General features: G+C 60.0%; 24 protein-coding genes. 14 read left to right on the top strand and 10 right to left on the bottom strand.

Annotated elements, in window-relative coordinates; genetic code table 11:
• Window positions 1-46 precede the first annotated feature (46 nt).
• The 5 genes from MT962_RS13240 (at window position 47) to MT962_RS13220 (ending at window position 5,871) form a co-directional block, all read left to right on the top strand.
• Window positions 47-556 (top strand): DUF2501 domain-containing protein, encoded by a 510-nt coding sequence (locus MT962_RS13240; protein WP_024559956.1) that lies wholly within the window; start codon window positions 47-49, stop codon window positions 554-556.
• A 322-nt stretch (window positions 557-878) separates the two neighbouring features.
• Window positions 879-3,167, top strand: coding sequence for a phosphatidylglycerol--membrane-oligosaccharide glycerophosphotransferase (gene opgB, locus MT962_RS13235; RefSeq protein ID WP_247365836.1), 2,289 nt, complete (start codon window positions 879-881; stop codon window positions 3,165-3,167).
• 102 nt (window positions 3,168-3,269) lie between these two features.
• Window positions 3,270-4,586 carry a D-serine ammonia-lyase gene (gene dsdA / locus MT962_RS13230; protein WP_188723988.1) on the top strand — a complete coding sequence of 439 codons (1,317 nt, stop codon included), beginning with the start codon at window positions 3,270-3,272 and terminating at the stop codon, window positions 4,584-4,586.
• Between the two features lie 114 nt (window positions 4,587-4,700).
• Window positions 4,701-5,519, top strand: coding sequence for a DeoR/GlpR family DNA-binding transcription regulator (locus MT962_RS13225; protein WP_024559954.1), 819 nt, complete (start codon window positions 4,701-4,703; stop codon window positions 5,517-5,519).
• Window positions 5,485-5,871, top strand: a complete 387-nt coding sequence (locus tag MT962_RS13220) for a VOC family protein (RefSeq protein ID WP_024559389.1) — start codon at window positions 5,485-5,487, stop codon at window positions 5,869-5,871. The genes MT962_RS13225 and MT962_RS13220 overlap by 35 nt, the downstream gene beginning before the upstream one ends.
• Window positions 5,872-5,928: 57 nt before the next feature.
• On the opposite strand, the gene MT962_RS13215 is transcribed toward MT962_RS13220, so the two are convergent.
• The 6 genes from MT962_RS13215 to betC all read right to left on the bottom strand — a co-directional run bounded on the left by MT962_RS13215 (window position 5,929) and on the right by betC (window position 12,962).
• Window positions 5,929-7,143 (bottom strand): YsnF/AvaK domain-containing protein, encoded by a 1,215-nt coding sequence (locus tag MT962_RS13215; protein ID WP_024559390.1) that lies wholly within the window; start codon window positions 7,141-7,143, stop codon window positions 5,929-5,931.
• A gap of 41 nt (window positions 7,144-7,184) precedes the next feature.
• Entirely contained in the window at window positions 7,185-7,595 is a 411-nt protein-coding gene (locus MT962_RS13210; RefSeq protein WP_247365834.1) for a DUF2382 domain-containing protein, read from the bottom strand.
• A 399-nt stretch (window positions 7,596-7,994) separates the two neighbouring features.
• On the bottom strand, window positions 7,995-9,662 hold the full coding sequence (gene tsr, locus MT962_RS13205; RefSeq protein ID WP_048887757.1) for a methyl-accepting chemotaxis protein: 1,668 nt from the start codon (window positions 9,660-9,662) through the stop codon (window positions 7,995-7,997).
• A 118-nt stretch (window positions 9,663-9,780) separates the two neighbouring features.
• Window positions 9,781-10,323, bottom strand: coding sequence for a hypothetical protein (locus MT962_RS13200; RefSeq protein ID WP_048887758.1), 543 nt, complete (start codon window positions 10,321-10,323; stop codon window positions 9,781-9,783).
• 147 nt (window positions 10,324-10,470) lie between these two features.
• Window positions 10,471-11,418 carry a choline ABC transporter substrate-binding protein gene (choX, locus tag MT962_RS13195; protein WP_200864106.1) on the bottom strand — a complete coding sequence of 316 codons (948 nt, stop codon included), beginning with the start codon at window positions 11,416-11,418 and terminating at the stop codon, window positions 10,471-10,473.
• Window positions 11,418-12,962, bottom strand: coding sequence for a choline-sulfatase (betC, locus tag MT962_RS13190; RefSeq protein WP_024559395.1), 1,545 nt, complete (start codon window positions 12,960-12,962; stop codon window positions 11,418-11,420). Before betC ends, choX begins: the two co-directional genes overlap by 1 nt.
• Window positions 12,963-13,060: 98 nt before the next feature.
• On the opposite strand from betC, the gene MT962_RS13185 reads away from it, so the two are divergent.
• The 9 genes from MT962_RS13185 to MT962_RS13145 all read left to right on the top strand — a co-directional run bounded on the left by MT962_RS13185 (window position 13,061) and on the right by MT962_RS13145 (window position 22,747).
• Window positions 13,061-13,993, top strand: coding sequence for a LysR substrate-binding domain-containing protein (locus MT962_RS13185; RefSeq protein WP_024559396.1), 933 nt, complete (start codon window positions 13,061-13,063; stop codon window positions 13,991-13,993).
• Between the two features lie 99 nt (window positions 13,994-14,092).
• Window positions 14,093-14,929 carry an ATP-binding cassette domain-containing protein gene (locus MT962_RS13180; RefSeq protein ID WP_024559397.1) on the top strand — a complete coding sequence of 279 codons (837 nt, stop codon included), beginning with the start codon at window positions 14,093-14,095 and terminating at the stop codon, window positions 14,927-14,929.
• Between the two features lie 7 nt (window positions 14,930-14,936).
• Window positions 14,937-15,767 (top strand): ABC transporter permease subunit, encoded by an 831-nt coding sequence (locus MT962_RS13175; RefSeq protein ID WP_024559398.1) that lies wholly within the window; start codon window positions 14,937-14,939, stop codon window positions 15,765-15,767.
• A gap of 2 nt (window positions 15,768-15,769) precedes the next feature.
• Window positions 15,770-17,005 (top strand): anaerobic sulfatase maturase, encoded by a 1,236-nt coding sequence (locus tag MT962_RS13170; RefSeq protein WP_247365831.1) that lies wholly within the window; start codon window positions 15,770-15,772, stop codon window positions 17,003-17,005.
• Window positions 17,006-17,122: 117 nt separating this feature from the next.
• The gene (locus MT962_RS13165) at window positions 17,123-18,817 is read left to right on the top strand and encodes an ABC transporter substrate-binding protein (RefSeq protein ID WP_024559400.1); all 1,695 of its coding nucleotides are present in this window, start codon (window positions 17,123-17,125) and stop codon (window positions 18,815-18,817) included.
• 57 nt (window positions 18,818-18,874) lie between these two features.
• Window positions 18,875-19,834: an ABC transporter permease gene (locus MT962_RS13160; RefSeq protein WP_048887808.1), complete on the top strand. Its 960-nt coding sequence runs from the start codon at window positions 18,875-18,877 to the stop codon at window positions 19,832-19,834.
• Window positions 19,834-20,781, top strand: coding sequence for an oligopeptide ABC transporter permease (opp4C, locus tag MT962_RS13155; protein WP_024556522.1), 948 nt, complete (start codon window positions 19,834-19,836; stop codon window positions 20,779-20,781). Before MT962_RS13160 ends, opp4C begins: the two co-directional genes overlap by 1 nt.
• Entirely contained in the window at window positions 20,778-21,782 is a 1,005-nt protein-coding gene (locus MT962_RS13150; RefSeq protein WP_024556523.1) for an ABC transporter ATP-binding protein, read from the top strand. Before opp4C ends, MT962_RS13150 begins: the two co-directional genes overlap by 4 nt.
• The gene (locus MT962_RS13145; RefSeq protein ID WP_024556524.1) at window positions 21,779-22,747 is read left to right on the top strand and encodes an oligopeptide/dipeptide ABC transporter ATP-binding protein; all 969 of its coding nucleotides are present in this window, start codon (window positions 21,779-21,781) and stop codon (window positions 22,745-22,747) included. Before MT962_RS13150 ends, MT962_RS13145 begins: the two co-directional genes overlap by 4 nt.
• 46 nt (window positions 22,748-22,793) lie before the next feature.
• Here MT962_RS13145 and MT962_RS13140 read toward each other — a convergent pair whose 3' ends face one another.
• Genes MT962_RS13140 through MT962_RS13125 form a run of 4 tightly spaced genes read right to left on the bottom strand, consistent with a single transcriptional unit; the run spans window position 22,794 to window position 26,626 of the window.
• Window positions 22,794-23,735, bottom strand: coding sequence for an ABC transporter ATP-binding protein (locus MT962_RS13140; RefSeq protein ID WP_024556525.1), 942 nt, complete (start codon window positions 23,733-23,735; stop codon window positions 22,794-22,796).
• A complete protein-coding gene (locus MT962_RS13135; RefSeq protein ID WP_024559736.1) occupies window positions 23,728-24,714 on the bottom strand; it encodes an ABC transporter ATP-binding protein in 987 nt (328 codons plus the stop codon). Before MT962_RS13135 ends, MT962_RS13140 begins: the two co-directional genes overlap by 8 nt.
• Window positions 24,714-25,607: a D,D-dipeptide ABC transporter permease gene (gene ddpC / locus MT962_RS13130; protein ID WP_024556527.1), complete on the bottom strand. Its 894-nt coding sequence runs from the start codon at window positions 25,605-25,607 to the stop codon at window positions 24,714-24,716. The genes MT962_RS13135 and ddpC overlap by 1 nt, the downstream gene beginning before the upstream one ends.
• A complete protein-coding gene (locus tag MT962_RS13125) occupies window positions 25,604-26,626 on the bottom strand; it encodes an ABC transporter permease (protein WP_024556528.1) in 1,023 nt (340 codons plus the stop codon). Before MT962_RS13125 ends, ddpC begins: the two co-directional genes overlap by 4 nt.
• Between the last annotated feature and the right edge of the window lie 30 nt (window positions 26,627-26,656).

The raw sequence follows: 26,656 nt of genomic DNA, 5'->3' as shown, positions 1-26,656 counted from the left end.
TCGGGCCAGTTTTCCGGCGTTATTGCCATAAAAGAGAGTAAGCGTGATGAAAGCAGTGAAAAGTATTTGCCTTGCGGCGATCGCCGCTGGCTTTATGTGCGGCAATGCCCAGGCCGCCAGCTGGCAGGAATCCCTTTCCAGCGCCGCCAGTCAACTCAGCCAGCAGAGCAGCAACGGCGCAACCGCCTCCACGACCCAGCAGGGCGGCCTTTCGCTCTCCTCGCTCACCGGCCTGCTTAACGGCGGCGCCTCAACGCTGAGCGCCGAAACCATGCCTAACGCGGCAGGCATTCTGCAATATTGCATTAAGCAGAAGCTGGTCTCCGCCACCAGTACGGAGAATATTAAAAATCAGGTGATGGAGAAGCTCGGCATCACGACGCCGCAGGAGCAGCAGCAGGAGCCCGATTTCCTGCAGGGCGCTCAGGGCCTGCTTGATACAGGCGACGGCCAGCCTTTAAACCTGAACAACATCGGCACCACGCCGCTTGCCCAGAAGGTGAAAACCAAAGCCTGCGACATCGTGCTAAAACAGGGCGTGAATTTCCTTTCCTGACGCCTCTCCCGGCGCGCGTCGCCGCGCCGGGTTCGCTTTTTCTCCCCTCGCTTATCTGGCTTACCACGCGTCCTGAAGCCCCTGCTTATTTCGTATTGACCGCATGGTGCAAACCGCCAGACAGGAAAAAGGCTAACAGGCGGCAAAACGCCGCCGCACAGCGATGCGATACGCGTCAAAAAATAACGTATCTAAACCAATTCCGAACAACAGCACAAAACCATGACACTAGAATTGCAGGAGCGTGACAGCAAAGTTAGATTGTAGCGCTAAAAAAGTGGAATTAAGCCTGTCGGCGTGAGCCGTCTGTGAGGGTGCGGTAGTGTCAGAATTGCTTTCCGTGGTCTTTTTTCTCGCCTCCGTGGCGATTTACGCGCTAAAAGCGGGCCGCAATACCTGGTGGTTTGTCGCCACGCTGGTGGTGTTAGGGCTGTTTGTCATCCTGAACATTACGCTTTACGCCAGTAACTATTTTACCGGCGACGGCATTAACGACGCGGTGCTTTACACCCTTACCAACAGCCTTACCGGCGCAGGCGTGACCAAATACATTCTGCCCGCCGTCGGGCTTATCGCCATCCTGGTGGCGGTGTTCGGCCTGCTCGCCTGGATATTGCGCCGCCGTCGCCATCCGCATCACCTTGGCTATAGCCTGTTGGCGCTGGCGCTGGCGCTCGCCTCGGTGGACGCAAGCCCGGCGTTTCGCCAGATAACCGAACTGGTGAAATCGCAAAGCCGCGAAGGCGACCCTGATTTCGCCACGTATTATAAAGAGCCGAATAAAACGATCCCCGACCCGCAGTTGAACCTGGTGTATATCTACGGCGAAAGCCTGGAGCGCACCTATTTTGACGATCAGGCGTTCCCGCAGCTTGCGCCGGAACTGGGCGCGTTGAAAAACGAAGGGCTGGATTTCAGCAAAACGATGCAGCTCCCTGGCACCGACTACACCATCGCCGGTATGGTCGCCTCCCAGTGCGGCATTCCGCTTTTTGCGCCGTTCGAGGGCAACGCCTCGGCCTCGATGTCGAGCTTCTTCCCGCAAAATATCTGTCTTGGCGATATCCTGAAAAACTCCGGATACGAAAACTACTTTATGCAGGGCGCGAATCTGCGCTTCGCCGGCAAAGATGTCTTCCTGAAATCCCATGGTTTTGACCACCTGTACGGCGCGGAGGAGCTGAAAGGCGTCGTGGCGGACCCGGCCTATCGCAACGACTGGGGTTTCTATGACGATACGGTGCTCGAGCAGGTCTGGAAAAAGTATGAAGAACTGTCAAAAGCGGGCAAACGCTTTTCCCTTTTCGCGCTGACGGTGGACACCCACCATCCCGACGGCTTCGTCTCGCGCACCTGCCAGCGTAAAAGCTACGCGTTCGAAGGCAAACCGAATCAGTCATTCAGCGCCGTAACCTGCAGCCAGGAGCATATCGCGGCGCTTATCAACAAAATCAAAGCCTCGCCGTACTTCAAAAATACGGTCATCGTGGTCTCTTCCGACCATCTGGCGATGAACAACACGGCTTATAAATACCTGAGCAAGCAGGACAGGGAAAATCTGTTCTTTATCCTGCGCGGCGATAAACCGCAGCAGGACGTGGTGGCGGTGAAGCGCAGCACCATGGACAACGGTGCAACGGTGCTGGATATCCTGGGCGGCGACAACTTCATCGGACTGGGGCGCAGCAGCATCTCCGGCCAGTCGCTCTCGACTGTGTTCCTGAACATGAAAGAGAAAGTGCTCGCCTGGAAGCCGGACATCATCCGTCTGTGGAACTTCCCGACCAAAATCGATGACTTCACGGTCGATCAGCAGAAAAAAACCATCGCGTTCTCCGGCAGCCGCTTCCACTTGCCGCTGCTGCTGCGCATTGCCGATAAGAAAATAGAGCCGTTGCCGGAGAGTGAATACTCCGCGCCGCTGCGCTACCAGCTGGCGGATTTCGCCCCGCGCGATAATTTCCTGTGGGTGGATAACTGCTACAAAATGGCGCGCCTCTGGGCGCCGGAACTGGCGCTCTCTACCGACCTCTGCGTCTCGCAGGGCCAACTGGGCGGCGAGCAGAAAGTGCAGCGGGTGGATAAAGCCATCTGGCAGGGCAAAGCGGCGTTTCGCGACACCGTCATCAGCACCGACCGCTACCAGCGCAACGTCGACCTGCTGAAAATCGTCGATAACGATATTCGCTACAAAGCCGACAGCTTCGTCTTTAACGTGGCGGGCGCGCCGGAAGAGGTGAAGCAGTTCACCGGCATTTCGCGTCCGGAATCCTGGGGGCGCTGGTCAAACGCGCAGCTCGGCAATGAAGTGAAGATTGAATATAACGCGCCGCTGCCGGAGAAATTCGACCTGGTTATCACCGCGAAAGCCTTCGGCCCGAACGCCAACAAACCGATTCCGGTGCGGGTGGGAGACAAAGAGCAGACGTTGACGCTTGGCAACGATGTCTCAACCACCACGCTGCATTTTGAAAACCCGTCGCGCAGCAACACGCTGGTCATTGTGCCGCCGGACCCGCAAACCACTAACGAGGGTAATATCCTCGGCCACTCGCCGCGCCAGTTGGGTATCGGCATGGTGGATATCAAAGTGGTGAATGTCGAAGGGTGACAGACCGCGCCGCTGGCCCTTTACGCCAGCGGCCTGACGCCGTTTCTGCCTCGCCGCACATGCTGCTATGCTGCTCTTTTCCTTTTCGTACGCGAGAACGCCATGACCACGCCTTCCCCTGCCGAACTGGCCGCCGCTTTTCCCTTACTGAACGATCTTATCGCCCTGCGCGAAACCGCCTGGTTTAACCCCGCCGCCACTTCCCTTGCTGAAGGGCTGCCTTACGTCGGGCTGACGCAAGCCGACGTGCGCGACGCCGAAGCGCGGCTGGCCCGCTTTGCGCCTTATATCGCCGAGGTGTTCCCACAAACGCGCGCCACACAGGGGATCATTGAATCGGAGGTGGCGCCAGTGCCCGCCATGCAAAACGCGCTGGCGCAGCGTTACGGTCAGCCGCTGCCCGGCGCGCTGTGGCTGAAAAAAGACAGCCATCTGCCTGTCTCCGGCTCCATTAAAGCGCGCGGCGGCATCTATGAGGTGCTGGCTCACGCCGAGAAGCTGGCGCTGGAGGCGAAGCTGCTTAGCCTTCAGGATGATTACCGTAAACTCGCCACTCCCGCCTTTCGTCAGTTTTTTAACCAGTATCGCATCGCGGTAGGCTCTACCGGCAATCTGGGGCTGTCCATTGGCATCATGAGCGCAAAGCTCGGTTTTAACGTGAGCGTGCACATGTCCGCCGACGCCCGCCAGTGGAAAAAAACGCTGCTGCGCGAGCATGGCGTAGAGGTAGTGGAATACGAGCAGGATTACAGCGTGGCGGTGGAGCAGGGGCGCAAGGCGGCAGAGCGCGATCCGCGCTGCTTTTTCATTGATGATGAAAATTCCCGCACGCTGTTCCTTGGCTACGCGGTAGCAGGGGAAAGGCTTAAACAACAGTTTATACAACAAGGCGTGACCGTGGACGCCGATAACCCGCTATTCGTCTACCTGCCCTGCGGCGTGGGCGGCGGCCCGGGCGGCGTCGCCTTTGGTCTGAAGCTCGCTTTTGGCGACAACGTTCACTGCCTGTTTGCCGAACCCACGCACTCTCCGTGCATGCTGCTTGGCGTGCACACCGGCCTGCATGAGGCGATTTCCGTTCAGGAACTGGGCATTGATAACGTCACGGCGGCCGATGGTCTTGCCGTTGGTCGCGCCTCCGGCTTCGTGGGGCGGGCGATGGAACGGCTGATAGACGGTTACTTTACGGTAGCCGACGAAACGCTGTTCGCCCTGCTGCGCCAGCTCCATGAAGCAGAACATATTACGCTTGAGCCTTCCGCGCTGGCGGGCATGCCAGGCCCATGGCGGCTGACGGCGGATTACCTCTCCCGTTTCACCACGGCGCAGCTTAACAACGCCACCCATTTGGTCTGGGCCACGGGCGGCGGCATGGTGCCGCAGGCTGAGCGGGAAAAGTACCTGCAAGGCCAGCGTTAAGATCATCACGCGATCCTGGCGGTGTAGCCGGGATCGCGTTTTTTATCGCCAGCAATGTACATTTATATTCATTGATGTACATTCATGAACACTCCATACCAATGAAATGGCGATATGAAACTCTTTCCTGATGAACGGCAGACCATCATTCTTAACATCCTGAAAGAGGATGGCAAAGTGATGGCCGCCGACCTGGCGCTGCGCCTTGGCGCTACCGAAGCGACCATCCGCCGCGACCTGCGTGAGCTGGCCCGCCAGGGGAGATGCAAACGCACCTACGGCGGCGCGTTGCTTCCCTCCCCCGCCAGCGGCACGCCGCAGATGCGCCTTGCGGTAAGCGCCGATGAAAAGCAGGCGCTGGCGCAGGCGGCGCTGCACATTCTCTGCCCCGGCCAGCTGCTCTATCTCGATGCGGGCAGCACGCACCTGCTGCTGGCGGATTTGCTGCCGCGCGACAGCGACCTGACTGTCGTCACCAACAGCGTCGATATCGCCGCCCGGCTGCTGGCGAAACCGGGTATCCGCACCATCATGCTGGGCGGAGAGCTGAACGAGCAGGTCGGCGGCGCGGTGGATATCCGGGCGCTTGAGCAACTCAGGCCCTTTCGCTTTGATGTCGCTTTTATCGGCGTCTGCGCCTTTGAAACGCAGAGCGGCTTCGGCGCGCTGCATTATCAGGACGCGCAGTTTAAGCAGCAGCTTCTGGCCCATACAGGAAGCGTGGCGGTGTTGTGCAGCAGCGACAAACCCGGCCGCTTTGCCCCGTACCATTTCATGGGCGCAGCCGATGTCGATTACCTCATTACCTCACGCAACGCGCACCCGGAGATGGAGCTGGACGTTCGCCAGCACGGCGGCGCGGTGCTTCATGCCCTCTTACCTTCGGGAGAAAATGTGAATGAAAATCGCCCATGTCGCACTGTGGACAACTGATCTCGACGCGCAGGCCCGCTTCTGGGCCGACTGGTTCCATGCTGAAGCAGGCGAGCTTTACGTCAGTAAAAACCGCCCGGGCTTTACCTCGCGTTTTGTAACGCTGTCGGAAGGCGCCACGCTTGAGTTGATGTCGCTGCCCGCGCTCCCCGACGGGCCTGCCGATAAAGAACATGGCGGCTGGGCGCATATCGCGCTGGACGTCGGCGATAAACAGGCCGTGGATCGGCTGGCGCACCGGGCGAAAGAGGCGGGCATTCTGCTGAGCGGGCCGCGCATGACCGGCGACGGTTTTTACGAAGCGGTATTGAAAGACCCGGACGGCAACCTTGTAGAGATAACCGCAGGCTAAAGACAATAAAAAAACCCGCGCTGCGAGGCAGCGCGGGCCGGTTTTGCTGAAGCAAGATTATTTGCGCAGCAGCGGATCGTCATCCTCTTTCAGACGGTCGCTATCGGTATCGGAAAGGCGGTCGGCGCCAGATTTATCCACTTCCACCTCCTGGCGGCGCACCGTATCTTTTACCGTTTCTACCCGCTCGTTGCCTTCGGTGCGCAGGCCCACTTCTTCACGCACGCGGGCGGTTTTGTTCACCGTCGGCACTTCATGAGACTCTTCCACTTCGATGGTTTTTTCCGACCAGTCAACGTCGTTCAGGTAGGCGGGTTCGTCTACCGCATGGCGGAATACGTCGGCATGCTGATCGAAAAGCGAAATATCCTCCGAGACATCTTCTTCCACGGTGTAACGACGCAGACGCACGACACCATCGCTCACGCGTCGTTTGCCAATTTCCACCTGCTCTTCTGCAAGCTTCAGCGTCTCATCGCGGTCGGCACCGCTTATCGCGCCAGCCGCTGTCGGTACGGCGCTGCCCGGCGTGCCGTAGCCGCGGTTAGCAATGTCGTCATCATCCGCTATGCCTGTGCGGCCAGTCAGATCGCGGTTGCTAATGTCATCATCATCCACCAGCCCCGCGCCAGTACGGCCCGTAACATCGCGATCGCGCAGGGTATCGTCATCCACGTAATCCGCGCCGCCCTGGCCGGTCAGGGTGCGATCGCGGGTTAAATCATCCGCATCCGGCACCGTATCATCGCTTGTGCCGGGCACTTTTTCAGACGGATCGTTAATGGTGCCGCCCGCCACGCCTGCGCCTGCTGCGCCGATGCCCGCGAGGCCGCTGTTCAGGCTGCCCGTCGTGCGGCCGGTGCCGGTCACATCATCGGTTTCGCCCATAAATTCGCGGTCGCGGTCGGCATTTTCCGGGCTTTTACCCACGCCGTAGCCGCCGTAAGTGCCGGAGGAAGCATAATCAGATGAATATTCATCCAGCAGCGCCTCAATACGGTCTGCGTCATCTTTATCCACGCGCGCTGTCAGCAGCACGCCGCCAGTACGAATCGCCTGGTTGTACTCTTCTGCGTAATCATCATCCACGTCGTCGCCAAACAACCGCTGCCAGAAGCTTGGGTGGCGTATTTCTTTGTCTTCAACCCGCAGCCGTTCACCCGAGATGATATCGATGTTGTGTTCCGCGATACCCTCTGCAATCAGTTTCTCTTTTGCCACTTCCGCCTGCTGAAGCTGTTTAAAAGCAGTAACGATTTTCTCATGTGCCATAACAGATTCTCCTCGTGCTTCGGTTTTGGGTTACGTTCCGTTTATTCCTCATCCGTGGAAATATCAAACTCCTGGCGTCGTAAAATCACTTTTTCCTGATAAGGCTCGGTCGTTTTCACTTTGCGAATATGAACTTCCTCTTTCAGGACATAACGCCTGATAATTTCGACCTGCTCTTCTATTACCGGGATAATTAATGTATCCCCCTGCTCACGAACCTGCGGAATGTTATTTTCATCAACGGGTTCATTTTTTATGACATGCTCGATGAATACCTGTTCCTGAGATAATTCCGTTTCAAGTATTTTCTCTTCTGAGTGCGTAGTTCGGGTTAAGCGAATACGGCGATCCACAACTTTCGTTTTAGTGATTTCCGCCTGCTCTTCGGCCAGCGTCAGCGCCTGCTCTGCGTCCGGCTTTGTCGTTTCGTTATCATCATGTTTATCTGACATAGCGTTTCCTGGCTCTGGTCGATATTCCCGAACAATATTCGCGTAATAAATAGTCATTATTCAATCACATAGTTATAAGCATAGACTACGGCACGGGGGAAAAATAAAATCGGAGCGAAAGAAATTGTTAATAAATATAAAAACGCTGTTAGCTTACGTAATTAATAAAAAATCAGAGAGGAAATTTTATTTTTATCGGCACGGAAGGCGAGATTTTACCGCCACGCTTATACATGGAGCCACATAAAAATAAGCGAAGCGCATAAGCCCGCCGTGTGGAAATTATTTCAACGAAACCAGAAAAGCGGCTAAGAATATTCCGGCAATAGTTTTATCGCTGGGCTGAAAAAAGAAAACCCCCGTCACAGGACGGGGGTTGATGGACTTAGCTGAGAAGAATCAGAAGGTTTCCCAGTTGTCGCCGCCATCGGCCACTACCGGCTTGCGCGGAGCGACCGGGGCGACAGGCGCTTTCGGCGCAGGCGTCGCCTGAACCACTTCACGGGCGTCCTGCTTGATGCGGAACACCGTGACAGCCTGCGTCAGGCGGCTCGCCTGCTCTTCCAGCGCCGCCGCAGCCGCAGCGGATTCTTCCACCAGCGAGGCGTTCTGCTGGGTCACGCGGTCCATTTCAGACACCGCCAGGCCTACCTGGTCGATACCGCGGCTCTGCTCGTCGGAAGCAGAAGCGATTTCGCCCATGATGTCGGTTACGCGCGTCACCGCGCTGACGATTTCACCCATGGTTTCGCCCGCGCTTTCCACAAGCGTTGAGCCCACGTCGACTTTGCTCACGGAGTCGTCGATAAGGCCTTTAATCTCTTTTGCCGCCTGAGCGCTGCGCTGCGCCAGGTTGCGCACTTCGCCTGCAACCACCGCAAAGCCGCGGCCCTGTTCGCCCGCGCGCGCCGCTTCGACTGCGGCGTTAAGCGCGAGGATGTTGGTCTGGAAGGCGATGCCGTCGATAACGCTTGTGATGTCGGCGATTTTCTGCGAGCTGCCCGCGATATCGCGCATGGTCTGCACCACATTATCCACCACTTTGCCGCCTTTCTGCGCCGTTTCAGAGGCGCTCAGCGCCAGCTGGCTCGCCTGACGGGCGTTTTCGGCGTTCTGCTTCACGGTTGCGGTCAGCTGCTCCATGCTGGCTGCAGTCTCTTCCAGCGAAGCCGCCTGCTGCTCGGTACGGGAGGAGAGATCGTTATTGCCGGCGGAAATTTCGCTGGCGCCGCTATAGATAGCGTCCGCGCCGGTGCGCACCACGCTTACCGTGCGTACCAGTTCGCCCTGCATATGGCGCAGGCTATCGGCCAGCTGGCCCATTTCGTTGGTGCCTTCCACGTCGATACGACGCACCAGGTCGCCGCTCGCGATATGGCGAATGCTCTCAATCAGGCTGTGAAGCGGCGCCAGCAGCGCTTTCTGAATGCCGAACCAGACCGCGATAATCACCGCAAGCACAACCGCCAGCACGCCAATCAGGATCCAGATAGCCAGGCTGTAAGAGCCGTTATTGCCATCTACGGCCAGCTGATAGAGGCTGTCGTTCTGCTGCATGTAGTCGTTATATTCTTTCTCGAAGCCATCCTGGTATTTCTGGGTCGGCTGATCGAAGAAATCATTGATTTTGCCCGCGCCCAGCAGCTGGATAAGCTCGGCCAGCGCGCCGTGATAGATATCGTAGTTGCGCTTAATTTCCACCGCCGCCTGCTCGCTCTGGCGAGGGTCGCGCGGCAGCGCCTGATAGGCCGCCCACTTCTCTTCCGCCTGCTTAAGCGAGGTGGTGGCAATCTGCATCAGTTCGTTAACGGTCGCGCCGCTGCCCATGTTGTTGGCGTCCATCATGTAGCGGATGCCGGCGCGGTTCAGGGTGTTGCGGGTCTGGAGCAGGGCCACCCAGCTGGCATTCAGCGTAGACTGCTGCTGGCGGATGGTTTGCAGAATTGTGAAGTTCTCTTTGTCATTTTTGATGGCATTGAAGAACAGACCACCGGAAGCCATTTGTAAAATCCCAAATAGCCCCAGCACAAATAATAAGCTGGTAACAACTTTGACTCGGTTTAACATGGTTTCTCATTTCCGGTACGACAGAATCACTGGTTTCGGCACATACCGGGAAAACTTTATACAAAATGAAGGGTTTTCATGACGTATCGCCTGTGGTCAGGCCTGTAAACAACCGCGTTCAGATGACGATATAACAAAATGGCGTATCTTCAATGGGTTCCAGCAGTACGTGCCTGTCCCGGCTTTTCGTCTGGTAGTACTTATCTATCAGGTAGCGATCGATTAGCGTTTCCAGCCTTTCGCGTTCAATCGTACGGGTAATGCCAAGCGTCCAGAAGCTGCGCAGATCGATTTCCGACGCTTTGATGCGCGCGCTTTTCTCAAGGTCGAGCACCATGTTGCGCACGCAGCTGGTCGGATCGTTATTCTGCTTAATCTCCAGCGCGATATAGCTGTCCAGGGTCCAGCCTTTCTTGCGCAGCAGGAAGTCGGTGCGCAGCGAGTTGCGTACCGGGTTTTTACGTAAATCGGCGTTCAGCGTTTGCTCGCGCCACCACTCATGCCCGGTGGAAACCAACAGGCTCGAAAACTCAATCTGCAGCCAGACTTCCCAGCCGGTAATGTTGTTCTGGTCGATAATATTGAGCTTCTGGCGAATATCTTCGCGGATAAAAAACGGGTGAAGGAGCGTGCAGAGGTGGTCAAAATCGCGGTTAATCATTTTACTTTTCTGCTGTGCTGATAAAAAACAGCATGTTACGAGCCCAGACTGACAGCGAAAAGCGCGGATAAACCCCTGGCGTTAATAAGCCATCTTCCTCTTCCCTGAGGAAAATTTGCCTGACGATATGCTAAAAACCGCCGCAGGTTAGATCCCCAGCGCTTTTTTCACCGCCGGCTCCGCAGGTTTCCCGTCGCGGGTCGTCACGCCGTTAAGCCAGCCGGAGAGCAGTTCCGGGCGCTTCGCCAGCTCCGCTTTCGCCGCCTCGTTCACATCCTGTTTGTCGTCCAGCACGCGGGCGATAACTGCGTTTTCCAGCGCGACATCGAACTTCAGCTGGGTAAAGAAGCGGTTAAGGTTCGGGCACTGCGTCGCGTAGTCCTTGCGCGTCACGGTGTTTACGGTGGCGCTGCCGTAGTTCGGGCCGAAATAAGCATCGCCACCGCTCAGGTAGGTGAGCTTAAAGCGGGTGTTCATGGCGTGCGGCTCCCAGCCAAGGAACACCACCCACTGTTTGCGGTTCACGGCGCGGGTCACCTGCGCCAGCATGCCGCTCTCGCTCGATTCCACCAGGTTCCAGCCCTGCAGGCCAAAGTCGTGTTTATCGAGCATCTTTTTGATGTTCTGATTAGCGGGCGCGCCGGGAGCGATGCCGTAAATCTTATGGTCGAACTTATCGGCGTTTTTTTGCAGATCGGCAAAATCCTTCACGCCAGCGGCGGCGACATAGTCGGGAACCGCCAGAGTGAATTTCGCGGCAGGCAGGTTCGCGCCTACCACCTTAACCGAGCCATCTTCGGTAAATTTGCTGATAACCGGCTGCTGGGCGGGCATCCAGTTGCCAAGAAAAACGTCGAGCTGGCCGGTTTTTAGCCCCTGATAGGCCAGCGCCACGGAAAGGTTCTGCACCTTCTGCTCGTAGCCCAGCGCTTTCAGCACCGTGCCGGAGAGCGCATTGGTCGCGGCGATATCGGTCCAGCCCGGATCAGACTGACTGACGGTGGCGCAGCTTGCCGGCTCGGCGGCAAAGCCCGGGAAAGCGGTGAGCAAGGCGATGCCAGGCAACAGCATGGCGGCGAGTTTTTTCATTTTCATTATTTGTCCCCGGCTGGGTGGGTGTGAGGACGCGGGTAGCGGGCGAAGGCTTCCTGCTCGTCCAGCGTCTGGTGGTTGCGAATATAGCGCTCTGAGGCCGCCCTGAAGGGCTGAAAGTCCCATTTCGCAATAGCGTCGCGGCCCGCTACGCGGGTTAAAAACAAACGCTTCTTCTGGCTTGCCAGCACCTGCTGGTTCAGATCTTCCACGTTCCAGTGCGCGGCTGCGCGCGCGGCGAACTCGCGGGCGATGTCCTGATGCGAAGCCTTGCCGGCAAGGTTGTTCAGCTCAAACGGGTCCTGCTCCAGGTTGAAAAGCTGCGGCGCGTCGCTCAGCGAATACATATATTTCCACGGACCGCGACGCAGCATCAGCATCGGCGCGATAGCGCCCTCCGCCAGATATTCGCTCACCGCCCCGTCCGGCCCCGGCTCGCCGCGCAAATGCGGCACCAGGCTCTGGCCGTCCAGCGGCGCGACAGCCTCATCGCGGCGGTCTTCGCCGCTCGCAAGCTCCACAAGCGTCGGCAGCAAATCTACCAGCGACACGCTCGCTTTTATGCGCCCCGGCGCAAAGCGCGACGGGCTGTGGACAATAAGCGGGATGCGCGCCGCGTTCTCAAAGAAAGACATCTTGTACCAAAGGCCGCGCTCGCCGAGCATTTCGCCATGGTCCGAGATAACAAAGACCACGGTGTTATCCGCAAGCCCCGTCTCCTCCAGCGTGCGCAGCACTTCGCCAAAGCAGTCGTCAACGTAAGCCAGCGCGCCGTAGTAGGCATGGCGGGCGCGTTTGATTTGCTCTTCGCTCAGCAGCCCCTCTTCTGACTGGTACATGGCGCGCAGCCGCGCCGAGTGCGGATCGTTTTCTACGTCCCGGGCCTGAACCTGCGGCAGATCGATATCGTCTTCCCTGAACCGGTCGAGGTAGCGCTTAGGTATCGCGAAAGGATCGTGCGGGTGCGTCAGCGAAAGCGTCAGCAGGAACGGCCGCTCGTCGGGCTGGCGCGCGGCGTCGTAGAGCCGCTGGCGCGCCATAAAGAGCGCCTCGTCGTCAAAATCAAGTTGGTTGGTGCGCACGCACTCGCCCGCCTCCAGCACTGAACTCATGTTGTGATACCAGTCGAGGCGGCGCTCCGGGTGTCGCCAGTCCGGCGTCCAACCGAAATCGGCAGGGTAAATATCGGTGGTAAGCCGCTCGTCAAAACCGTGCAGCTGGTCCGGGCCGCAAAAATGCATCTTGCCGGAAAGCCAGGTGCGGTAGCCCTGTTCGCGCAGGTAGTGGCAGAAGGTGGGCGAATCGGCGCGAAACTCAGCGGCGTTATCAAACACCTTGTTGCGGGAGATAAACTGCCCTGTCATCAGCGAAGCGCGTGAGGGCGCACAGAGCGGGCTGTTGCAGTAGGCGGATTCAAATACCACACCTTCACGCGCCAGCTTATCGATATTCGGCGTCAGGCTGACTTTATTTCCATAGGCGCGCAACGCGCTCGCAGTTAACTGATCCGCCATCAGAATAACGATATTCGGTTTATTTATAAGCATTATTAACTCGCCACAGAAATAAAAACATGGCAGGTTTATCGCACGCCATTTTCATTCTGTGAAGAGGCTATTTTATTATCATGACATAAGGTCAGTTTATGGCAGGTAAATTACAGCTTCCGCCTTTACAGGTATTAGTCGTATTTGAAGCCGCAGCCCGTCACGGTAATTTCACCGCGGCGGGAAACGAGCTTGGACTTTCGCAACCGGCGGTCAGCCAGCGTATTCAGCTGCTGGAAAATCTGCTCAACGCGCCGCTATTTGAACGTCGTCATCGGGGGGTGCAGCTGACCGAGGCGGGCAGCGGGCTTTACCAGATAGTGCGCGCAAGCCTCAACGAAATAAGCGAGCAGATTGAGCGCACGCGCTACCAGCGCAGCGTGCTTCGCATCGACACCGATATGGGCTTCGCCAGCTACTGGCTGCTGCCGCGCATGAACGCCCTGCAGGCGCTGATTCCGGGCGTGGAGGTGCAGGTATCCACCTCGCCTAACGACTATAACTTTCGCGACAGCAACGCCCATCTGGCTATCTATTTCGGCGCGGGGAACTGGCCGGGAACCCAGGCGCAGCGGCTCTTTCCTGAATCGGTCATTCCGGTTTGCAATCAGAGCCTTGCACAGGAAATCGGCGGCAACCCGACGGCGCAGCGGCTGCTTGATTTCCCCCTGCTGAAGCTTCCGGAAACCCGCCCGCAGCGCTGGCTTAGCTGGGAAGACTGGTTTCGCCACCACCAGATCAGGGGCCAGAGCCACGGCGCGTCGCGCACCTTCAACGCCTACTCGCTGGTTATCCAGGCGGCGATTGAAGGACAAGGCGTGGCGCTTGGCTGGCGGCCTCTGGTTACGCCGTTTCTGGCAAGCGGCCAGCTTCTTCAGTGCGGGCCGGAAGTGCGTACCGAGCGCGGGTACTATTTAATCTCCGCCAGCGGTAAACCTTTATCCGCACAGCAGGAGAAAGTCCGCGCCTGGTTATTAGATGAAGCCTGGCATTTTCACCTGAACCATAATCCATTGCCGGAATATAAATAAGCTAATGCGGAAATTGTCTATTGCCTGCATTAAAAGCATTAACTTTATTTTGCTTTTTTAATGTAGGGTGTAAACATTGCTGAAAAAGATAATTACGCCATGTCTGAACCGATAATTGAATTACGCGGGGTAAATAAACATTATTACCCAACGGCGAAGCGCGCATTTTTTTCACGCCCGGAAAACGCGCAGCCGGTAAAAGCCCTGAATGCGGTTTCGCTGTCGATATTTCCCGGCGAGATTTTTGTCATTGTCGGCCTTTCCGGCTCCGGCAAATCTACGCTCTTGCGCACGCTTAACTACCTGATACCGCCGAGCAAAGGCGCGGTGCTGTTTCAGGGGCGCGAGCTTGGCTCGCTGACGGCCGCGCAAACTGTCGCTCTGCGCCGTGAGCACATCGGCATGGTCTTTCAGTCTTTTGCGCTTTTTGATGAGCGAAGCGTGCTGGACAACGTCGCCTTCGGGCTGGAAGTGGCAGGCATGGCGCGTGCAGAACGCCACGAGCGGGCGCGCGCCATGCTTGCGAAAGTAGGGCTTGGCGACGTGGCGAACCAGTACCCGCACCAGCTCTCCGGCGGCATGCAGCAGCGTGTGGGGCTTGCCCGGGCGCTGGTGGTGAACCCTTCGGTGTTGCTGATGGACGAGGCGTTCTCGGCGCTCGACCCGATTATCCGCCGCGAAATGCAGTCGCTGCTGCTGACGCTTCAGGCCGAATCTCGCCGCACCGTTGTTTTCGTTACCCATGACATGGAAGAGGCGCTGCGCCTCGGTACGCGCATCGCCATTATGGAAAAAGGCGAGCTGGTGCAGGTGGGCGCGCCGGAAGCGCTGATCAACGCCCCTGCCACCCCTTATGTGCGCCATTTCTTCTCCGGCGTGGACACGTCCCGCTGGCAGATGGCGGAAACCTACACCGACATCTGGCAACCGCGCTGAGGAGCTTATGACCTACCCGCTTGATTTCAGCCGCCAGATTGACGAGGCCATCCACTCGCTGCTCGCCCACGCGGGCGGCTTTTTTGATGCGCTGGCGGTGGTGATTGATACCTTCGCCGGCGGCCTTGAAACCGTGACCGCCTGGCTCACGCCCTGGGGGCTGGTGATACTGGCGACCGGCATCGGCGCCTGGCGCATCGGCAAGGGCTTTGCGCTTTTCGCCCTGCTCGCCACGCTCTACATCATTTACAGCGGCTACAGCGAGCACGCCTCAATTACGCTTGCGCTGACGCTCTCCTCCACCTTTTTCAGCCTGCTTATCGGCATTCCGCTTGGCATCTGGAGCGCCCGCCGGGCGCGGGTGGGAAGCGTGGTGCGCACCCTGCTCGACTTTATGCAGACCATGCCCGCCTTCGTTTACCTTATCCCGGCCACCATTCTGTTTGGCCTTGGCAGGCCGCCGGGCATCTTCGCCACCATTCTTTTCTCTATGCCGCCGGTGGTGCGCCTGACCGATTTGGGCATTCGCCAGGTCAGCGCCGCGCGCCTTGAAGCGGGCATCGCTTTTGGCTGCACTCCCTGGCAACTGCTGTGGAAGGTGCAGTTGCCCGCCGCCCAGCCTTCCATTATGGCGGGCGTGAACCAGACCATCATGATGGCGATGTCGATGGTGATTATCGCCTCGATGGTCGGCGCAGGCGGGCTTGGCAACGATATTCTCAGCAGCATCCAGCAACTGGATATCGGCCTTGGCTTGCAAAGCGGCATTGTGGTGGTGCTGATGGCTATCCTGCTCGACCGCCTCTCGGCGAGCTTCGCCCGCCGCAGGGAGAGATAAAAATGAAAAAAGGCTTTCACCTGATGGCCAAGCCCGCCAGCTTTCACTGCAACCTGGCGTGCGATTACTGCTTCTACCTGCCGAACGGCGAAACGGTGCTGCACGGCCAGCCGCCGTCGCGGGCGATGTCCGAACCGGTGCTGCGCCAGTTTATTAAGCGCTATATCGAAAGCTCGCCTGGCAATGAAGTGGCGTTTACCTGGCAGGGCGGCGAGCCGACGCTCGCGGGGCTGGACTTCTACCGCCGCGCCGTGGCGCTGCAAAAGCAGTACGCGGGCAACAAGCGCATCACCAACAGCATGCAGACCAACGGCGTGCTGATTAACGACGAGTGGGCGCGCTTTCTGGCGGAACATCATTTCCTGATGGGCATCTCTGTAGATGGCCCGCAGCCGCTTTACGACGCCTACCGCAAAACCCAGTCGGGCGGCAGCGTTTTTCACAAAGTGGTCGACGCTATCGGCCACCTCAAGCGCCACGGCGTGGCGTTCAACCTGCTGGCGGTGGTCAACGACGTCACCGCGCAATACCCGCTGGAGATCTACCGCTTTTTGACTCAGGAGTTAGGCGGCCAGCACCTGCAATTTATCCCGGCGGTGGAGCCGATGCCGCGCGCGGCGCAAGCGGCCCGCTTTGGCGAAACCATCGCGCTGGAGCACGGCAGCGCGGTGGCGCCGTGGTCGGTCTCCAGCGAAGCGTATGGCCGTTTTCTGATAACGCTCTTCGATGAATGGGTGCGCCGCGACGTAGGCCGCGTTTTCGTGCAGATGTTTGATAACACGCTGACGGCCTGGACCGGCAACACGCCGGAGCTGTGCGTGATGCAGCCAACCTGCGGCGCGGCGCTGGTGGTGGAGCAGAACGGCGATGTCTACAGCTGCGACCACTTCGTCGCGCCCGAACACCACCTCGGCAACATCCTGCGCGACGCGCCGGACAAGCTGGTCGCCAGCAAGCAGCAGCGGCGCTTCGGCAATGCCAAAACGCCCACGTCGCCCACCTGCCAGCGCTGCGAATACCGCTTCGCCTGCCAGGGCGGCTGTCCGAAGCACCGCCTGGCGCGAGACGGCAAGCACCGGCAAAACCACCTGTGCAGCGGCTACTACGCCTTTTTCCGCCACGCCGCGCCTTATATGACATGGATGGCGCAGCAGCTGGCCCGGCGCCAGCCGCCGGCAGAGATTATCAACGTCGCGCCGTTTATCGCGGCAAAGCAGCGTGAGCGCGACCAGGCGTAAGCCATTGGCGCAAAACGCTATAAGGCCTGTTTTTTCACTGTCAGACAAAGCAGAAGCCCCTTTTTATGCTCGGGCTGTTTACGAAAACCTATAACTATTTCACGAGAGGGATCGATTTTGGCAAGGTTAATCAATGTATTACAACTCGCTTCGCCGTCTTTTCTGAAGGCGGCGCTGGTCGGCGGCGCGGTCGTGTTTTCCTCGCTGAGCCTCGCGGACGATGTGCTCAAAGAGGGCATTACGCCCGCGGCAGACGCAAGCCAGCTCCCCGCTGCGGCAAAGCTTCGTAAAGACACGGTGGTGGCGGGCATCTCTGAACCGCAGGGGATCTTTAACCCTTACTTTTTTGTTAACGGCTGGGATGAGAACGTGACCAACGTCATTTTCTCGCGCCTTATCGACTGGGACAGCCAGGGCAAACTGGTGCCGGGACTGGCTGAAAGCTGGACGGTAAGCCCCGATGGCAAAATCTATACCATCAAGCTTCGCCCGAACCTCACCTTCAGCGACGGCTCGCCGCTCACCGCCGAAGACGTGGCGTTCACGCTCACGCTTTTGCATGACCCGAAATATGACGGCGACACCGACATCACGCTTGCCAATATCGAAGGCGGCGCAGACTACAAAGCCGGCAAGGCGCAGCGCGTCAGCGGCCTGAAAGTGCTCGACCCGCTGACCTTGCAGGTCACCACCACCCAACCGGGCGCCACCACGCTTGCGAAAATCGGCGGGCCGGTGCTCTCGAAGGCGTATTACGGCAAAGGCTACCAGCCCGGCCAGCTTGATTATCTGCGCACGCTGCACGGCAAGCCGCTCGGCAACGGGCCCTACGTGTATGAAAAATACATCCCCGGCCAGGAGATCCGTTTCCACGCCAATACCCATTTTTATCGCGGCACGCCGCCTACCCCGCGCTTTATCTACCGTGTGACTAACCCGTCCACCAACTTCCAGCTGTTCCAGACCGGCGAGACGGATTATGACGCCTTCACCTCGCGCCCGGATGACATCGAACAGCTCAAGCTGCTGGGCTTCGCTAACATCAACCTTTATGGCTCAAGCGACTACAGCAAGGTGGAGTTCAACCTCAAGCGCCCTGCCCTGCAGGATGTAAAAGTGCGCCAGGCGCTGATCTACGGGCTGGATCGCCAGAAGCTGATTGACGTGGTCTACCAGGGCTACGGCTCGGTAGCCATCGAACCCATCGCGCCTATCTCCTGGGCCTACGACACAAGCGGCGTGAACCCGTATAAATATGACCCGGCGCAGGCGAAAAAGCTGCTGGAGGAAGCAGGCTGGAAGCCCGGCCCCGACGGCATTCGCGTGAAGGACGGCAAGCGTCTGGAGCTGAGCCTGCTGGTGAGCAAGAAGGTGCTGAACGACGCGCTGGTGCCTGTCGCCAAAGAGAACTACCAGCAGATTGGCGTGCTGCTCAAGCCGCAGGTGGTGGACTTCAACGCCCTGATGGCGGCGCGCAAAGCGGGCAACTATGACCTGGCCTCTTTCAGCACCAGTACGCTGAACGACCCGCACGACGGCGTCTGGGATTATTACAGCAGCGAGGCGGCCGTGCAGGGCTACCACAACGCCGAAGTCGACAGGCTCATCACCGAAGGCAACGCCACGCTGGAGGTGGAAAAACGCAAGCCGATTTACCACCAGCTCTACAAGGTGCTGGCGGAAGACCCGCCGGTTATCCTGCTCGGCAACCGCAAAATTTTGTCGGCCAGCAGCGCCCACGTCACCGGGTTTAAGCCCGACATTTATAACGGCCTGACCGGCAGCCTGCCGGATGTGAAAATCGTTAAGTAAGATCCGTTGAACCCCCGGCCGCCGCGTCTTACCGGGCGCGGCGGCGCTGAGAACGTCATGAGAAACTTTATTCTACGCCGGCTGCTGCAAACGCTTCCGATGCTGTTCTTCGCCTCGTTCATTATCTTTCTGCTGTTCGCTAAAACGCCCGGCGATTTTATTGACGGCAACGTGACGCTGACCGCCCAGCGCGCCGCCGAGCTGAAGGCGCTCTACGGCCTCGACCAGCCGCTGCTTTCGCGCTATCTGCACTGGCTGGGCCAGCTGCTGCGCGGTGATTTAGGCTTTTCGCTGCAATACCAGATCCCGGTCAGCCAGCTGCTGAACCAGTACATCTGGAATTCCTTTCTGCTGGCGAGCATCGCCATGATCCTCTACTGGGTTATCGCGCTGGCGGTGGGCATTATCTCGGCCATGAAGCCCGGTTCGCTGTTCGACCATCTGGTGAGCGTGTTGATTTTCGCCGCGATGTCTTTTCCCACCTTCTTTCTCTGCCTGCTGCTGATTAAGTGGTTCGCAGTCGATCTGCACTGGCTGCCGGTGGGCGGCATGACCAATACCGGCAGCGATGCGACGGGCTGGGCGTGGGTCGCCCAGGTCGCGGCGCATCTGGCATTGCCGGTGCTGGCGCTGGTGATGCTGCAGGCGGGCAGCCTGACGCGCTATTTTCGCGCCAGCCTGCTTGATGTGGTGAAGATGGATTTTATCCGCACCGCCCGCGCCAAGGGGCTTCGCGAGCGTACGGTTATCCTCAAACACGCCCTTCGCAACGCCCTGCTGCCCATCATCACCCTGCTCGGCTTTGAGCTGCCGGGGCTTTTCTCCGGGGCGTTGATTACCGAGAAAGTATTTAACTGGCCCGGCGCCGGGCATATTCATATCGACTCGCTGGCCGCCCGCGACTACCCGGTGCTGATGGGCTTCACGCTGTTTCTGGCGGTGTTAACCATTCTTGGCAACCTGCTTGCCGACGTGCTTTACGCGTGGGCCGACCCGCGCATTCGGGTGAGGTCGTGATGCTCAATTCGCTTTTTTCCACTCAACGTCGCCTGCGCAAGGCGGAGATCCCGGCGCTGGCGCAGGCCGCGCCGTCTCCCTGGCGCCAGGCATGGCAGCGGCTTAAGCGCAACCGGCTGGCGATGCTTTGTCTCGCGCTGCTGGCGGTGATGGCGCTCTGGTGCGTGCTGGGGCCGCTGTGGTCGCCCTGGCGCAACGACGCCACCGACGCGCTGATGATCAACAAAGCGCCGAGCGCGGCGCACTGGCTCGGCACCGATTTTCTTGGCCGCGACATTTACACCCGCCTGCTGCTGGCCGGGCGCATTTCGCTGATAGTCGGGCTGCTGACGATGCTGCTCTCCGTCACCCTCGGCTACCTGCTGGGCGCGCTTTCCGGCTACGTGGGCGGCGTGACGGACAAGCTGATTATGCGCTTTGCCGACCTGGTGATGACCATCCCCAGCCTGCCGCTGTTAATTGTGATGGGAGCTATGCTCTCGGAACTCGATTTCTCCGCCGATGCCCGGGTTTATATGGTGATTATTATGCTAAGCCTGCTGGAGTGGCCGAAGCTGGCGCGGCTGGTGCGCGGGCAAATTCTCTCGCTGCGCGAGCGGGATTTTATGCAGGCGACGAAAGTGCTGGGCTTAAGCGCCCGCCGACGCCTGTTCGGCCACCTGCTGCCTAATACGGTGCCGATTCTGGTGGTGATGGCGACCATGGCGGTGGCCAACGCGATTCTCAGCGAATCGGCCTTAAGCTACCTCGGCCTCGGCGTGGTGCCGCCTACCCCTTCCTGGGGCAACATGATGGACGCCGCCAACAGCCTTATCGATTTTCAACGTCGCCCGTGGCTGTGGATGCCGCCAGGCGTGGCTATCCTGCTCACCGTTATCGCCATTAACGTGCTGGGCGACGGTCTGCGCGACGCCCTCGACCCAAAAATGCAGCGGAGGATCAAATGACCGAACCGCTTATTCGCTTTAATCAGCTCTCCCTTTCTTTCGCCGCCGACCACGGACGGGTGCGGGCGGTGCAGGAGGTCTCATTCGGGGTGAAGGCGGGACAGATTGTCGGCATTGTCGGCGAGTCCGGCTGCGGCAAGAGCGTCACGGCAATGTCGCTGATGGGCCTGCTGCCTCCCCAGAGCGCGCGCATCGACGGCGGAGAAATCCTTTATCAAGGCAGCGATTTGCTCAAGCTGCGCCCGTCTCAAATGGGCGACCTGCGCGGCAACCGGCTGGCGATGATTTTCCAGGAGCCGATGAGCGCGCTCAACCCGGTGCTGACGCTTGGCGAGCAGCTGGTGGAGCCGCTTATCCGCCACCGGGGCGAGTCGCCTAAGGCCGCCTGGCAACACGCCACGCAGCTTCTTCGCGAGGTGGGGCTGGCGCGGGCGGAAAGCCTGATGGAGAGCTACCCTCACCTGCTTTCCGGCGGCATGCTGCAACGGGTGATGATTGCGATGGCGCTTAGCTGTAAGCCGCAGTTGCTGATAGCCGACGAGCCCACCACCGCGCTGGACGTGACCGTGCAGGCGCAGATCCTCCGTTTGCTGCGCGATCAGGCAAGGCGGCAGCAGATGGCCTTGATGCTGATCACCCACGATCTGGGGGTGATCGCCCAGATGGCGGAGCATGTGGTGGTGATGTATGCCGGCCGGGTCGTGGAACAGGGGCCGACCGCCGACGTGCTGCGCCAGCCGCAGCACCCTTACACCCGCGGGCTTATCGCCGCGCGCCCGGTGCCGGGCACGCGACGCCGCCGCTTAGGGTCGATTCCAGGTCAGGTGCCGGACCTCGCCGCCCTCCCGCCCTGGTGCGCCTTTGCGGACCGCTGCGCGCGCGCCACCCCGCGCTGTCGCGAGGGCATTCCGCCCTTAAGCGGGCAACGACAGCAGGCGGCCTGCTTTTATCACGGTCAACTTTCCCCTCAGGAGCAAGCGGAACAGGAGGCGCGCCCGTGAGCAACGATTATGTAATTGAAGTCGAAAACCTGGTGAAGCACTTTCCCGTCTACGACGGTCTTTTCGGCGCGGCCACCGGCCAGGTGCGGGCGGTGGACGGCGTAAGTTTCGCGATTCGCAAAGGAACGATTTTCGGGCTGGTGGGCGAATCGGGCAGCGGGAAAACCACCGTGGGCCGCACCCTGCTCGGGCTTTATGCGCCAACGGCGGGCAGCGTGAAGTTTCACGGCGAGCCGCTGCACGCCTTAACGCCCAAAGCGCGCAAAGCGTTAAGCCCGAAGCTGCAAATGGTGTTTCAGGACCCGTACAGCTCGCTCAACCCGCGCATTCGCGTGGGCGACGCCATCGGCGAGGCGATGCTGGAGCATAAGCTTTGCAGCAGAGCGGAGCTTGCAGGCAAGGTGGCGCAGGTGATGCAAATCTGCGGCCTGCCGGCGCAATACGCCAGCCGCTTCCCGCATGAGTTTTCCGGCGGCCAGCGCCAGCGCATCGGCATCGCCCGGGCGCTGATTTTACAGCCGGAGTTTATCGTCGCCGACGAGCCGATTTCCGCGCTGGACGTGTCGATCCAGGCGCAAATCATCAACCTGTTTGCCGACCTTCGCGATGACTTAGGCGTGACGTTTCTTTTTATCTCCCATGACCTCGGGGTAGTCGAACACCTGTGCGACGACGTGGCGGTGATGTACCTGGGGCAGCTTGTGGAAACCGCAAGCCGCGACGCCCTCTTTCGCCAGCCGCTGCACCCCTATACCCAGGCGCTGCTCGCGGCGGTGCCAACGCTTGACCCGAACAGCGAGCCGGTGGCGGCCGTCCAGGGCGATATCCCGGACCCAACCCGCCCGCCGCCGGGTTGCCGCTTCTCCTCGCGCTGCCCCAACGCCACCGACCTGTGCCGGCGCGAAGCGCCGCTTTTGCGCGACGTCAACGAGCCAGGGCACCGCGTGGCCTGCCATCACGTGTAGCGGTTTTACGCCACCGCGCGCTTTCCGCTTAACGCATCGAGTCGCCTTACTCGACGGCCCGCCAGCACCGCACCGCGCAGCCGCCCTCACCTTCGCGCAGCGCCTGGGGTTGTTCGCAGCCGCTTGCCGCCCTGGGGCAGCGGTCGCGAAAATAGCAGCCCTGCGGCAACCGACGGTTGCCAGGAAGCTCGGTTTTGCGCGGGGCGTCGTCCAGCAGCGGGCGCCCGGCCTGCGGCACCGACTCCAGCAGCAGCCTCGTATAGGGATGCTGCGGCGCGCCCAACACCTGCTGCGCCTGGCCCAGTTCGACAATCTGCCCGAGATACATCACCGCCACCCGGTCGCTCATGTGGCGCACCACCGAGACGTTATGAGAAATCAGCACATAGGTGAGGTTGCGCTGCTGCTGAAGCGTCACCAGCAGGTTGAGGATTTGCGCCTGCACCGAGATATCCAGCGCCGACGTGGGTTCGTCCAGCACGATGATATCGGGCTCGGAAGAGAGCGCCCGGGCGATGGCGATGCGCTGGCGCTGCCCGCCGGAAAAGGCGTGCGGCAGCCGGTCGAGGTATTCCGGGCGAATGCCCACCTGCAGCGCCAGCTTCTCCGCCAGCGCCCGACGCTCGTTTTCGCTGTTGTGCTTTTGGATCCACACCGGCTCGGTGATGATGCGCCATACCGGCAGCCTGGGGTCAAGGGAAGAGAGCGGGTCCTGAAACACCATCTGCATGCCGCTACCCGCCCAGGAGTTGGGGCCGCGGGCGCGGCTGCATTCGCCCGAACTGGGTTTCAGCATGCCCATCAGCAGCTGCGCAAGGGTGCTTTTGCCGCAGCCCGACTCGCCGACGATGCCCAGCGTTTCGCCGCGACGAATCTGCAGGTCCATCCCGTTTAGCGCATGAACCCGCTCGGTGACGCGCCCCAGCCAGTTGCGGCGCGCCGGGAAATTCACATGCACATTATCAAGTTCCAGCAGCACGTCAGACATGAGTTACCTCCCCTTGTGGATACCAGCAGGCGGCCTGTTGACCGGGCGACGCGCACGGGCGCAGCGCGGGCTTTTCGCCGCAGCGCGGTCCCGCCGCGAAACAGCGGTCGCGAAAGGCGCAGCCGGCGGGCAGTTGAGTGAGATTAGGCACCGTGCCGGGAATGGCGGGCAGCGGCGCGCGCGGTTCGCCATTCTCCGGCGCGCAGCGCAGCAGCCCCAGCGAATAGGGGTGCGTGGGATGTTCAATTAGCTGCGCCGTCGGGCCGCTTTCAATCACCGCCCCGGCGTACATCACATACATACGGTCGCAAAGCTGCGACACCACGGCCATATCGTGGCTGATAAACAGCACCGCCGTGCCGCTCGCTTTCGCTTTTTGCTTCAGCAGACGCAGCACCTGACGCTGCACGGTCACATCAAGCGCGGTGGTGGGCTCATCGGCGATAATCAGCTGCGGCTCGCAAGAGAAAGCAAGCGCAATCATTACCCGCTGGCGCATGCCGCCGGAAAGCTCGAACGGGTAGCGGGCCAGCACCTGCTCCGCGTCCGGGATCTGCATCTCGTCGAGCAGGGAAATCGCCTTTTGCTTCGCCGCCTCGCGGGAGAGCGATTGATGCTGGCGGATCACCTCCACCATCTGTTTGCCGATGCGCCGCGTCGGGTTCAGCGCCGTCATCGGCTCCTGGAAGATCATCGATACCCGCGCGCCGCGCCACTGGCGCAGCTGTTTCTCGCTCGCGTTCAGGATATCTTCGCCAAGCAGCGTGACGCGCCCGCCGCGAATGCGGTAGCTCTCCTCCGGCAGCAGACGCATCGCCAGCATCGCGGTCACGGATTTACCGGAGCCGGATTCCCCCACAAGGCCCACTATCTCGCCGCGCTTCACCTCAACCGAGACGCGGTTGAGGGCGCTTACCTCGCCGCGCCACACCGGGAAGCTCAGTTGCAGATCGTCGATGTGCAGTACGGTATCGCTCATCAGTGTCGTCCTCCCGCTTTCGGATCCAGCAGGTCGCGGATGCCGTCGCCAAACAGGTTAAAGCCCACGGCGGTGATAAGGATCGCCGCCCCCGGAAAGGTGCAGTACCACCACTGGTCGAGCACGTAGTTGCGCCCGATGGCCACCATCGCCCCCCACTCCGCCGAAGGCTGTTGCGCTCCCAGGCCGATAAAACCGAGGGTGGCGGCCATTAAGATAGCGCTGCCGATATCGAGTGACGCCTGCACCACCAGCGGCGGTAGCGCGTTGCGCAGAATATGCCAGCTGATGAGGTGCCAGCGCGATGCGCCGAAGGTGCGGCTCGCCTGCACGAAGGTGAACTGACGCACCACCAGCGTCTGCCCCCGCGCCAGGCGCACGTAAAAAGGAATGCGCACAATGGCGATGGCGAGCATGGCGTTGAACAGGCTCGGCCCGAGCGCCGCCGCCAGCGCCATGGTCAACACCAGTGACGGAATGGAGAGCATGATATCCATCAGGCGCATGATGGCGGCGTCACCGCGTCCGCCAAGCACGCCGGAGAGGCAGCCCAGCAGCGAGCCGAGGCCGCCCGCAATCACCACCACCACCAGCCCGGCGGTGACGGACTGCTGGCTGCCCACCAGCACCCGGCTGAAGAGATCGCGCCCCACTTCGTCGGTGCCGAACCAGTGCAGCGCCGAGGGCGGTTGCAGCCGGGCGGTGAGATCCAGCGCGTTCGGATCGTAAGGTGTCAGCCACGGCGAGAAGATCATCAACAGCAGCATCAGCGCCATAATGACGCCACCCGCCAGCGTCAGCGGGCTGCGTCTGAGCAGCCAGAAGGTTTTCGCCCAGTCGATGCGGCGACGGCGCGACGCGATCGCAGCCGGTCTCTCTTCGGTCATCATCATTGTGTCTCTCCCCGACCGATGCGCGGATCGATCCACAGATAAAGCAGGTCCACCAGCAGGTTAACCAGCACGTACGCGAACGACACCACCACGGCGAACCCCATCACCGCCGGGAAATCGAGCGCCTGAATGGAAGCCACCACGTAAGCGCCCATTCCCGGCCAGGCGAAGACGGTCTCTGTCAGCACCGCGCCGTAGAGCAAGTCGCCCAGCGCCAGCCCGAGCACCGTCACGGACGGGATCAGCGCGTTCGGCAGCGCATAGCGCAACACGATGTACCAGCCCGGCAGCCCGCTCGCTTTGGCGGTGCGGATGTAATCTTCGCTAAGCTGCTCCAGCATGGCGGAGCGGATCTGCCGCGCCACTATTCCTAAATGGACGAAGGCCAGCGTCAGCGAAGGCAAAATCAGGTGCTGGAGGGCGTTAAAAAAGACCTCGCCATCGCCCGCCAGCAGCGAATCGATAAGATAAAACCCGGTCACGCGCGCGGGGGGATCGAGCCAGTCATCCAGCCGCCCGCTGCCCGGCAGGATCTGCCAGTGGCCGTAGAACAGCACGATGACGCCAAGCCCCAGCCAGAAAGCGGGCGTGGAGATCCCGGTGATCGCCATCAGCCGCACCAGGTGATCGAGCCAGCGGTTGCGGTAAACGGCGGAGAGAATGCCGAGCGGGATGCCGATGACCATCGCCAGCACCAGCGAGCAGAGCGCCAGTTCAAGCGTCGCCGGGAAAAAGGTTTTGAGATCCGCCAGCACTGGCCGCCCGGTGCGGATCGACGTACCCAGATCGCCCTGAAAAAGATCGGTCACATAGCGATAAAACTGGATGTAGAGCGGTTGATCCAGCCCCAGCTGCTGGCGGATGTGCTGCACTATTTCATCCGTCGCTCTGTCGCCCGCCAGCAGGCGCGCCGGATCGCCTGGGATCAGATGCGAAATAATAAACGTAATAACGCACACGCCCGCCATTACGAGAACAAGCCCCCAGCTGCGCTGGCGCAAAATGGTCCAGAAAGTCATAGATCCCCCTCGCGGAGCCGCTGCTTCGGC

This window comes from Franconibacter sp. IITDAS19 (assembly GCF_023079515.1).
Lineage (GTDB): Bacteria > Pseudomonadota > Gammaproteobacteria > Enterobacterales > Enterobacteriaceae > Franconibacter > Franconibacter pulveris.
The sequence above is the reverse complement of the archived record's forward strand: the minus strand, read 5'-3'. Positions and strand labels throughout refer to the sequence as shown.

Excerpts from the sequence above, each read along its gene's own strand:
- MT962_RS13240 (WP_024559956.1), top strand. The coding sequence starts at position 47 with ATGAAAGCAGTGAAAAGTATTTGCCTTGCGGCGATCGCCGCTGGCTTT.
- dsdA (WP_188723988.1), top strand. The coding sequence starts at position 3,270 with ATGACCACGCCTTCCCCTGCCGAACTGGCCGCCGCTTTTCCCTTACTG.
- MT962_RS13225 (WP_024559954.1), top strand. The coding sequence starts at position 4,701 with ATGAAACTCTTTCCTGATGAACGGCAGACCATCATTCTTAACATCCTG.
- MT962_RS13220 (WP_024559389.1), top strand. The coding sequence starts at position 5,485 with ATGAAAATCGCCCATGTCGCACTGTGGACAACTGATCTCGACGCGCAG.
- MT962_RS13215 (WP_024559390.1), bottom strand. The coding sequence starts at position 7,143 with ATGGCACATGAGAAAATCGTTACTGCTTTTAAACAGCTTCAGCAGGCG.
- MT962_RS13210 (WP_247365834.1), bottom strand. The coding sequence starts at position 7,595 with ATGTCAGATAAACATGATGATAACGAAACGACAAAGCCGGACGCAGAG.
- tsr (WP_048887757.1), bottom strand. The coding sequence starts at position 9,662 with ATGTTAAACCGAGTCAAAGTTGTTACCAGCTTATTATTTGTGCTGGGG.
- MT962_RS13200 (WP_048887758.1), bottom strand. The coding sequence starts at position 10,323 with ATGATTAACCGCGATTTTGACCACCTCTGCACGCTCCTTCACCCGTTT.
- choX (WP_200864106.1), bottom strand. The coding sequence starts at position 11,418 with ATGAAAATGAAAAAACTCGCCGCCATGCTGTTGCCTGGCATCGCCTTG.
- betC (WP_024559395.1), bottom strand. The coding sequence starts at position 12,962 with ATGCTTATAAATAAACCGAATATCGTTATTCTGATGGCGGATCAGTTA.
- MT962_RS13185 (WP_024559396.1), top strand. The coding sequence starts at position 13,061 with ATGGCAGGTAAATTACAGCTTCCGCCTTTACAGGTATTAGTCGTATTT.
- MT962_RS13180 (WP_024559397.1), top strand. The coding sequence starts at position 14,093 with ATGTCTGAACCGATAATTGAATTACGCGGGGTAAATAAACATTATTAC.
- MT962_RS13175 (WP_024559398.1), top strand. The coding sequence starts at position 14,937 with ATGACCTACCCGCTTGATTTCAGCCGCCAGATTGACGAGGCCATCCAC.
- MT962_RS13170 (WP_247365831.1), top strand. The coding sequence starts at position 15,770 with ATGAAAAAAGGCTTTCACCTGATGGCCAAGCCCGCCAGCTTTCACTGC.
- MT962_RS13160 (WP_048887808.1), top strand. The coding sequence starts at position 18,875 with ATGAGAAACTTTATTCTACGCCGGCTGCTGCAAACGCTTCCGATGCTG.
- opp4C (WP_024556522.1), top strand. The coding sequence starts at position 19,834 with ATGCTCAATTCGCTTTTTTCCACTCAACGTCGCCTGCGCAAGGCGGAG.
- MT962_RS13150 (WP_024556523.1), top strand. The coding sequence starts at position 20,778 with ATGACCGAACCGCTTATTCGCTTTAATCAGCTCTCCCTTTCTTTCGCC.
- MT962_RS13140 (WP_024556525.1), bottom strand. The coding sequence starts at position 23,735 with ATGTCTGACGTGCTGCTGGAACTTGATAATGTGCATGTGAATTTCCCG.
- MT962_RS13135 (WP_024559736.1), bottom strand. The coding sequence starts at position 24,714 with ATGAGCGATACCGTACTGCACATCGACGATCTGCAACTGAGCTTCCCG.
- ddpC (WP_024556527.1), bottom strand. The coding sequence starts at position 25,607 with ATGATGATGACCGAAGAGAGACCGGCTGCGATCGCGTCGCGCCGTCGC.
- MT962_RS13125 (WP_024556528.1), bottom strand. The coding sequence starts at position 26,626 with ATGACTTTCTGGACCATTTTGCGCCAGCGCAGCTGGGGGCTTGTTCTC.